The sequence below is a fragment of the Arthrobacter sp. Hiyo1 genome, from assembly GCF_001263615.2.
Lineage (GTDB): Bacteria > Actinomycetota > Actinomycetes > Actinomycetales > Micrococcaceae > Arthrobacter.
In genome coordinates, this window is sequence record NZ_DF952471.1 from 449,453 (window position 1) to 457,293 (window position 7,841).

Annotated in this window: 4 protein-coding genes and 5 pseudogenes; all 9 read left to right on the forward strand. The window is 64.3% G+C overall.

Annotated features, from left to right (window positions below; translation table 11 throughout):
• Nucleotides 1-559 (forward strand): hypothetical protein (locus tag AHiyo1_RS13630; protein WP_216363200.1); only part of this gene is annotated, 559 nt, incomplete at its 5' end.
• A gap of 134 nt (nt 560-693) precedes the next feature.
• Nucleotides 694-2,761 (forward strand): annotated as a pseudogene (gene ftsH, locus AHiyo1_RS13635) (ATP-dependent zinc metalloprotease FtsH).
• A 133-nt stretch (nt 2,762-2,894) separates the two neighbouring features.
• A pseudogene (gene folE / locus AHiyo1_RS13640) lies at nt 2,895-3,439 on the forward strand (GTP cyclohydrolase I FolE).
• Between the two features lie 8 nt (nt 3,440-3,447).
• Nucleotides 3,448-4,351, forward strand: a pseudogene (gene folP, locus AHiyo1_RS13645) (dihydropteroate synthase).
• Between the two features lie 29 nt (nt 4,352-4,380).
• Nucleotides 4,381-4,740, forward strand: coding sequence for a dihydroneopterin aldolase (folB, locus tag AHiyo1_RS13650; protein WP_059388928.1), 360 nt, complete (start codon nt 4,381-4,383; stop codon nt 4,738-4,740).
• A pseudogene (gene folK, locus AHiyo1_RS27940) lies at nt 4,737-5,274 on the forward strand (2-amino-4-hydroxy-6-hydroxymethyldihydropteridine diphosphokinase). The gene folB and the pseudogene folK overlap by 4 nt, the downstream one beginning before the upstream one ends.
• 3 nt (nt 5,275-5,277) lie before the next feature.
• The gene (locus AHiyo1_RS13660) at nt 5,278-5,799 is read left to right on the forward strand and encodes a DUF3180 domain-containing protein (protein WP_059388929.1); all 522 of its coding nucleotides are present in this window, start codon (nt 5,278-5,280) and stop codon (nt 5,797-5,799) included.
• Nucleotides 5,780-6,292 (forward strand): PH domain-containing protein, encoded by a 513-nt coding sequence (locus AHiyo1_RS13665; protein ID WP_059388930.1) that lies wholly within the window; start codon nt 5,780-5,782, stop codon nt 6,290-6,292. Before AHiyo1_RS13660 ends, AHiyo1_RS13665 begins: the two co-directional genes overlap by 20 nt.
• A pseudogene (locus AHiyo1_RS13670) lies at nt 6,289-7,781 on the forward strand (PH domain-containing protein). The gene AHiyo1_RS13665 and the pseudogene AHiyo1_RS13670 overlap by 4 nt, the downstream one beginning before the upstream one ends.
• The last annotated feature ends 60 nt before the right edge of the window (nt 7,782-7,841 follow it).

Below are 7,841 nucleotides of genomic sequence, written 5' to 3' on the forward strand. Positions count from 1 at the left end.
GGTCCCGGGCGGAACGGGGACCACGGACGCGAGCTGGTCCGCCTCCGAAGTTGGCTCCGGTACACTGAACGCGCTCACGGTTCCCCCGCCGGTCATGATCGGCCCGTGTACGCTCAGCCCCGGGGTCGCCGGGACCAGCCCCGTGATCACCGTCAACTGGCGATTCCCGGCGGGAACCGCGTATGCGGCGCCCGCCAACGTGAACTACTACGTAGCCAACGGGGGACTTCTCCCGAATCTGACAGGCGTGGTGCTGGGAACCAACCTCTCCACGACGGGCCCTGTCGGAGGCGTGTACACGACGCAATTCAAGTCGGGCGTGCTGGGCGGTTTGCTGGGGGGCTCCTACGGTGTCTATCTGCAGACGAAGGACGCTCGGGGTGGGTCTCCTCCTTGGCCACGGCAAACGCATCCATGGGACTGGCGGGCGCCAACCCGGCCTGTACCGTGCAGTAGTTGCAACCGTTCGACGATTGCGTTCGACCGCTGCGCGGGGATCCTGAAAGAACGGTGGATTTCCCCCGGGAACTTCCGGAATTCCGTGTTCATGTACGCCTAGAGGGAACTTTTGCCTCTCACTGTGCGTGAATCACTCCGAACGGTGTAAAGCTAGAAACTGACGCAGCACCACACGCGCGCAGAAGCTGCGCCGTGCAGCACTACCAGGAGGGACGGGGCGGAGCCCCCGAACAGATGAAAGCTAAGAGTTTCTTCAAGGGCCCGGGCATCTGGATTGTTGTCGTAGTCGGCTTGCTCCTGGTGGCATTTGCAACCCTTGCCCCCGGCGGATCCACCCGTATCGACACCGACAAGGGCCTCGCGATCCTCTCGCAGAGCGGCAAGGTGGACCAGGCCAAAATCTACGATGCCGAGAACCGCGTTGACCTGACGCTGAAAGACAACCTCGTCATCGATGGCCAGGACAAAGGCAAGAACGTCCAGTCTTCTACGTCACCGCGCGAGCCGGGGATGTCGTCAAGGCCGTCACCAACGCCCAGCCATCCGGTGGCTTCACGGACCAGCCCGTCGAGAACAACTGGTTCTCCGGGCTGTTCTCCCTCCTCATCCCCGTCCTCCTGCTGGGTGTGCTTTTCTGGTTCCTGCTCTCCCGCATGCAAGGCGGCGGTTCCAAGGTGATGCAGTTCGGAAAGTCGAAGGCCAAGCTGGTCAACAAGGACATGCCGCAGGTTACCTTCTCTGACGTTGCCGGTGCGGACGAGGCCGTCGAAGAGCTCCAGGAGATCAAGGAATTCCTCGCAGAACCGGCGAAGTTCCAAGCCGTCGGCGCGAAGATCCCCAAGGGCGTGCTGTTGTACGGCCCTCCGGGCACCGGCAAGACCCTCCTGGCCCGCGCCGTCGCAGGCGAGGCCGGCGTCCCGTTCTTCTCCATCTCGGGCTCGGACTTCGTCGAAATGTTCGTAGGCGTCGGTGCTTCGCGCGTCCGCGACCTTTTCGAGCAAGCCAAGTCCAATGCGCCCGCCATCATTTTCGTTGACGAGATCGACGCCGTCGGACGTCACCGTGGCGCCGGCATCGGCGGCGGCAACGACGAGCGCGAGCAGACCCTTAACCAGCTCCTCGTCGAAATGGACGGCTTCGACGTCAAGACCAACGTCATCCTGATCGCGGCAACCAACCGTCCGGACGTCCTGGACCCTGCCCTGCTCCGTCCGGGCCGCTTCGATCGCCAGATCACTGTTGAGGCACCGGACCTGATTGGTCGTGAACAGATCCTGAATGTCCACGCCAAGGGCAAGCCGATGGCCCACGGCGTCGACCTCAAAGGCGTCGCGAAGAAGACCCCGGGCTACACGGGTGCCGACCTTGCCAACGTGCTCAACGAGGCCGCACTCCTGACGGCCAGGTCCAATGCCAACCTGATTGACGACCGCGCCCTGGACGAGGCAATCGACCGCGTCATGGCCGGCCCGCAGAAGCGCAGCCGCGTCATGAAGGAAATGGAGCGGAAGATCACCGCCTACCACGAAGGCGGCCACGCCCTGGTGGCAGCGGCATTGCGCAATTCAGCCCCTGTCACGAAGATCACCATCCTGCCCCGAGGCCGCGCACTCGGCTACACGATGGTCGTTCCCGAGGACGACAAATATTCGATCACGCGCAACGAACTCCTCGACCAGATGGCCTATGCATGGGTGGCCGCGTTGCAGAGGAAATCGTCTTCCACGACCCCTCCACGGGCGCCTCGAACGATATCGAAAAGGCCACTGGAACTGCGCGCAAGATGGTCACCCAGTTCGGCATGAGCGAGCGCATCGGCGCCGTGAAGCTTGGCGCCGGCGGCGGCGAGCCGTTCCTCGGCCGGGACATGGCACAGGAACGCAACTACTCGGACTCGGTGGCGTACATCGTTGACGAGGAAGTGCGCCGCCTGATCGATCAGGCCCACGACGAGGCCTATGCCATCCTGACCGAGAACCGCGACGTCCTGGACCAGTTGGCCCTTGAGCTGCTTGAGCGCGAAACGCTGAACCAGGCCGAGATCGCCCACATCTTCCGCGACATCCGCAAGCGTGATTTCCGCGAGGTATGGCTCTCCAAGGAGTCCCGTCCGGTCCAGACCATCCCTCCGGTGGAATCCCGTGCGGAGAAGGCCGAGCGCGAAGCCCAGGAACAAGCCAAGGCAGCTCGTCTCGAAGAGCCTTTGGACGCCCAGCCCCCGCACCCGCAGGGAGTCGGCAGCCAGGAGTCATTCACTGGTCAAGGACCTGACGCAGGCACCGACGTTTCGCATCAAGGCTAAGCTTTCTGCTGTGACTCACATCGACGACGACGACTTCAGCGGTGCCGCCAGTGACGACTTTGGCGACGCCTCCGGGGGAAAATCAGGTGGCCACGGCCACGGCCACCACTCATATAAGGTCGACCGCCCCCGCATCGAGGCGGCCGTCCGCGAGATCCTCATTGCGGTGGGCGAGGACCCGGACCGTGGCGGACTGGTGGATACGCCGAAGCGCGTAGCCAAGCTTACGCCGAGGTGTTCGCGGGCCTGCACCAGGATCCCGAACATGTCCTGTCCACCACGTTCGACCTCGACCATGAGGAACTCGTGCTGGTCAAGGACATCCCGTTCTATTCCACGTGCGAGCACCATTTGGTGCCGTTCCACGGCGTCGCGCACGTTGGATACATCCCTTCCCACGACGGCAAAGTGACGGGGCTGAGCAAGCTGGCCCGCCTCGTCGACATTTATGCCCGCCGCCCCCAAGTGCAGGAACGCCTGACCACCCAGATCGTCGAAGCGCTCGTGACCCACCTCAAGCCCAGGGGCGCGATCGTCGTCGTCGAATGCGAACACATGTGCATGTCCATGCGTGGCATCCGCAAGCCCGGCGCCAAGACCGTCACCAGCGCAGTGCGCGGGCAACTTCATGACCCGGCCACCCGCGCCGAAGCCATGAGCCTCATACTCGGAAGGTAACAAAGACCATGGATTCCCTCGCAGCAGCACCAGGAACGGGCCCGGCTACCAGCCCCCTGCCCATTCTCCGCAAACCCCGTCCAGCTGCCCGCTTCGCGGACCTGCCGGCCGACCGCACGCTCGTCATGGGAATTCTGAACGTCACGCCGGATTCATTCAGCGACGGCGGAAAGCACCCGACGGCGGACACCGCCATCGCCCACGCATTGCGCATGTTGTACGCGGGAGCGGACATCATCGACGTCGGCGGCGAATCGACCCGCCCGGGCGCCGAGCCCGTCTCCCCGGAAGAAGAACAGCGCCGGGTCTTGCCGGTGATTCAGGCACTCGTGAAGGCGGGAGCGCTCGTCAGCATCGACACGACACATGCGTCGACGGCCGCCGCGGCCGTGGAGGCAGGAGCCGCGATCATCAACGATGTCTCAGGCTGAGCCTCGAACCTGAGATGGCCGAACTCGTTGCACGCACCAAAGTGCCCTATGTCCTGACCCATCGCCGGGGCGACGCCGAGACCATGAACAGCCTTGCCGACTACGGCAATGTGGTTGACGAAGTCATCGAAGAGCTCAAGGGCGTCCGCGACAAGCTCTACGCGGCAGGCGTCACACCGGAGCAAATCATTGTGGATCCAGGCCTGGGCTTCTCCAAGGACGAGGACCAGAACTGGCAACTCCTCAAGTACATCGGCAAGCTGGATGAACTTGGCCACAAGGTCCTGATTGGAGCTTCCCGCAAGCGTTTCCTCGGGACGCTCCTGACGGTGGCCGGCAAGGCGGCGGCACCGGAGGAGCGCGATCATGCAACCGCTGCCATCACGCTATCAGTGCCGCGAACGGCGCCTGGGCCGTGCGCGTCCACGACGTCGGCCCCAGCCTTGACGCCGTCAAGGTTGCCGCACGCATCAGACACTAAGCTTCGTGGACAAAGGGGGAGGAACCGGTTTGGACAGGATCACACTGACCGGCGTGACCGCCGTCGGGCATCACGGCGTCTTCGACTTCGAGCGCCGGGACGGACAGCCGTTCGTCGTCGACGCGGTGCTGTACACCGATTTCAGCAAGGCAGCGGAAACCGATGACCTGCAGTTCACGGCGCACTACGGCGAAGTGGCCGAGTACATCACATCCCTCATTACGGGCGAACCCCTCAACCTGATCGAGGCCCTCGCCGTACGGATCGCCGAGGGGATCCTGGCTGGCTTCAACGTTGCCGCCGTCGATGTCACGGTCCACAAACCCAAGGCCCCCATCGAGGTACCCTTCGGTGACGTCACCGTCAGTGTCCACAGGGAGCGTGCATGACCTCCCGTTTCACGAAAGCCATCCTGGCCTTGGGCAGCAACCTGGGTGAGCGGAACGACACCCTCTCCACCGCGGTCGCCGACCTCGTTGACCGCCCGGAAATCCGCCTGCTCGGAGTCTCCCCGGTGGTACAGACGAAAGCCGTGGGCGGGCCTGTGGGGCAACCGGATTTCCTCAACATGGTGATCGCCATTGAGACCACGCTTACGCCGCTGGAACTGTTGCAACACTGCCACGACGTCGAACAAATGCACCACCGGGTCCGCGAGGTCCGCTGGGGCCCGCACATTGGACGTGGACATCATCGTCTATGGCGAGTTCAGAAGCGACGACGAAACACTGACCCTGCCGCATCCGCGGGCTGCGGAGCGGGCCTTCGTGCTCTATCCGTGGGCCCTCCTGGACCCTGCTGCGCGGCTCAACGGTGAGAGCGTCGCCGAGCTGGCCGCCAAAGCCGAGGACTTTCCCGGGCTTCGGCCTTTCGACGGTTTCGATGGATCCGGCAGCGTCGCTGCCGCGGGAGCGGTGGAATAGTCCATGAAGGCCATGCGACCGCTCTTGTTGGCGATCATCGCCGTCGTTCTTGCCGCCATCGGCTGGCTGACCACCGTGCTCACTACGCGCTACAGCATGGCGACGCCGGTTCTTCCTCCTTCCGCGTTGATAACCATGGGCTTCATCGCCGTGCTGACCTTGATCATGGGCATCCGCGTCCTGCGGTGGCGCAACGGCAAGAAAAAGACCATGCTCAACCCCATCTTGGCGGCGCGAACCCTGATCCTGGCCCAGGCCTGCGCCTATGCCGGCGCGGTGCTGCTGGGCTGGCATGTGGGAATCGTGATTGAGCAACTCCGGCTCTGGAGCTTCCGGAGCGACCAAGGCATCTTGTGGCTCGCGCTCATCATGGGCGGCGGCGGGCTCATCATGGCCATCGTGGGCCTCGTGGTGGAGCGGTTCTGCCGAATCCCTCCGGAAGACCTGGAAGGCGGCCCCGGCGTCAGGGATCCACGTCGTGGCGAGGCCAAGGGCGAAGGCGAATATGCATACCGCGGCGATTGATCCTCCTGGCCTCCAGTGGCTGCGCGTTTCGCGGAAATACGTGACCGTGCGGATTGTCGAGTGGGCCATTGGCAACGTGATCACGATCGGCCTGTTCAGCTTGCCCTTGCTTTTCGTTGAACTGGGATGGTGGAAGTGGCCACCGCTGTGGCTCGCCGTCGCCGTTCCCGCGGCCTTTCTGCTGGTTGGCCTGTGGCGGCTTGTGTTGATTCCGAGGCAAGTGAGGGCCATCGGCTATGCGGAACGTGACGACGACCTGCTGATCCGCCGCGGCATCTTCTTCCAGCGGACCATGGTGGTTCCCTACGGCCGGATGCAATACGTCGACGTTGCGGTTGGACCTGTCGAGCGGGTCCTTGGGCTGTGCACCCTCAAACTCCACACCGCTTCAGCCGGAACCAACGCCCACCTTCCCGGACTTCCCGCCGCTGAAGGCGCACGGCTGCGCGAGCAGCTTTCGGCCCGCGGCGAAGCGAGGCTGGCCGGGCTGTGACCCAGGAACACACCGTCGTCGACGGCGACTGGCACCGCGTCCACCCGGCGTCGCCCTTCGTGCGGGGATGGGTGGCACTGGCGGCGATCGTCTATTTCTTCGGCCGCGATACCTTCGAACGGGCCCTCCAAGGCCGCGGACCATAGGCGACAACTTCAACGAACGGACGCTCTGGCTCCTGGCCGGGGGCGGCGTCGTGCTGTTACTTGCTTTGGGTTCTTTCGTCCTCAGCTGGTACTTCACCAGGTACCAGCTTGCCGAAGGCTACGTAAGGGTCAACACCGGCTTCCTGTTCAAGCAGCAGCGCCAGGCGCGGCTTGACCGGGTCCAGGCCATCGACATCGTGCAGCCCCTGCTTGCCCGTATTTTCGGGCTCGCGGAGCTGAAGTTCGAGGTGGCCGACGCCGGCCATTCGGCCGTGCGGCTCTCTTACCTCAGGCTCGCCCAGGCCAAACAGCTCCGTGCCACGATCCTGGGCCGGGCCGCCGGCATTGCTGACGGGAGCGAAACGGTCGACGTGCCCGAGGCCCCCGAGCAGGTGGTGCTCTACGTGCCGCCTGGACGGCTTGTCGGTTCGCTCATCCTGAGCGAGCAGAGCCTCTTCATTGTGCTCAGCGCCATCGCGTCCGTGTTGGTGTCAGTGCTGACCGAGTCCCGGGCCTTCATCCTCTACTTGATTCCGGCAATCCTCGGCTTGGGAACCGCCTACTGGCGATCGTTCAACACGGGCTACAACTTTACGGCGGCAGTTTCCCCGGACGGCATCCGCCTGCGCTACGGGCTCCTGGACACCCGGGCCCAAACCGTGCCTCCCGGCCGCATCCAGGCCCTCAAGGTCACGCAGCCGCCGCTGTGGCGGATTCTCGGCTGGTACAGGATCCACGTGAACGTTGCCGGCTACGGTGAACACCACCGCAGCGAAGGCGAGCACCGGACCCTGTTGCTTCCGGTCGGCCGGAAGCCTGAAGTGATGATGATGCTCTCGCTCGTCCTGCCCGATCCTGGTACCGCCGATCCTGAACGGGTGTTCACCGCCGGGTTGACCGGACTGGATTCAGGCGCCGGCTTTGTCACTACCCCCAAGCGTGCCTGGATTCTTTCCCCGTTGGGCTGGCGACGCAACGGCTTCCTTTCAACGGACACGGCACTGCTGCTGCGCTCCGGCCGCTTGTGGCGGAAGTTGGTGATGGTCCCGCATCAACGAACGCAGTCGATCGCCCTCCACCAAGGTCCGTTGGCCCGGCTCTTCGGCGTCGCCGACCTCGTGTTGCATACGACTCCGGGACCGGTAGCGCCCCGCCTCATCCAGGCAGCCACCGAGGAAGCAGTCGGCTTGTTCGACCAGCAGGCGGCCCGGGCCCGCAAAGCCCGCAAACTGCAAAGTTCCGAGCAATGGTTGGCGCAACTTCCGTCCGCCGCCATGCCGGCCCCGCCCGCCACGCCTGCCATGCGGCGTGCATCAACCCAGGAGGAACCCGACCATGGCTAGGCCAGGACGACTCGGCGTAGGAATCATTGGCGCCGGCAAGGTGGGTGCCGTACTGGGTGC

Coding starts and splice junctions, on each gene's coding strand:
- AHiyo1_RS13665 (WP_059388930.1), top strand. CDS start 5,780: ATGCATACCGCGGCGATTGATCCTCCTGGCCTCCAGTGGCTGCGCGTT.
- AHiyo1_RS13660 (WP_059388929.1), top strand. CDS start 5,278: ATGAAGGCCATGCGACCGCTCTTGTTGGCGATCATCGCCGTCGTTCTT.